We start from the raw sequence: 1,372 nt of genomic DNA on the forward strand, positions 1-1,372 counted from the left end.
GTACTACACCAGTCGCATCATGATCCAGCCGACGGTGAAGCTGCCGGCGGGCTGGAAGTTCGCCAGCTCACTGGAGACGGACACACCCGACAGCGCGACGCCGAGCTTCAAGGCCGTCAGCTTCGAGAATCTCGTCGACTCCCCGCTGATTGCCGGTCGTCATTTCAATCGCGTGGATCTTTCGCCAGGCGCCCAGCCCGCCGTGCACCTGAACATCGTCGGTGACAGTGCCGCGAGCGTCAAAGCCACCGACAAGCAGATTGCCGGCCAGCGTGCGCTGATCGTCCAGGCCAACAAGCTCTTCGGCGCGCATCACTACAGCCACTATGACTTCCTGCTGATCAACTCCGATCACACACAGCACTTCGGCCTCGAGCACCACCAGTCGAGCGACGATCGCCTGTTCGCCAATTTCCTCACCGACAACGACGTCAATCTCGCCGCCGGTACGCTGCTTCCCCACGAGTACGTGCATTCGTGGAACGGCAAGTTCCGCCGGCCCGCCGACCTCTGGACGCCGACCTTCACTGAAACGATGCAGGACGACCTGCTCTGGGTTTACGAAGGCCTGACCGACTACTGGTGCGGCGTGCTCGCGGCGCGCTCCGGCATCTGGACCACCGAGCAGTGGCGCGATTCGCTCGCCAGCATCTCAGCCGGCATGTCCAATCGCACGGGCCGCTCGTGGCGTTCGCTGCAGGACACCGCCGACGCGGCACCCCTGACCTATGCGGGAGCCGGCGGCTGGTCCAACTATCGTCGCGGAACGGACTTCTATCCCGAAGGCCAGTTGCTCTGGCTCGATGTGGACACGAAGATCCGTGATCTATCGGGCGGCAAGCATTCGCTCGATGACTTCGCGCGCGCGTTCTACGGCATGGACAACGGTAACTACGCGACGAAGACCTATACCTTCGACGACGTTGTCAGCACGCTCAACGGCGTGCAGGCCTATGACTGGGCGAGCTTCCTTCGCCAGCGACTCGATGCCACCGGCAATACGCTGCCCGAGCATGGCATCGAAAACGGTGGTTGGAAGGTCGTCTACGACGACAAGCCGAGCGGCTTCGACAAGACGGCGGAGACGCTGCGCAAGTCGACCAACTTCGCCTATTCGCTCGGCGTGCAGGTATCCGACAAGGGCGTGATCCAGGACGTGCAATGGGACGGGACCGCGGCAAAAGCCGGACTCGTGCCGGGCCTGACCATCGTCGCCGTCAACGGCAAGGACTTCTCCGGCCAGACACTAAAGGATGCGGTCACCGATGCGAAGTCGACCACCACACCGATCGAGTTCCTGGTCAAGAACATCGACGAGTACAGCACGGTGAAGGTCGATTACCACGGCGGCCTGAAGTATCCGCACCTGGTC

1 protein-coding gene is annotated in these 1,372 nt (G+C 62.4%); it reads left to right on the forward strand.

What is annotated here, in order from left to right:
- The coding region (locus AC1DT2_RS23455) for a M61 family metallopeptidase (protein ID WP_477299081.1) at positions 1–1,372 on the forward strand (1,372 nt) is incomplete at both ends.

It is taken from the genome of Luteibacter sp. P4_E6 (assembly GCF_056401535.1).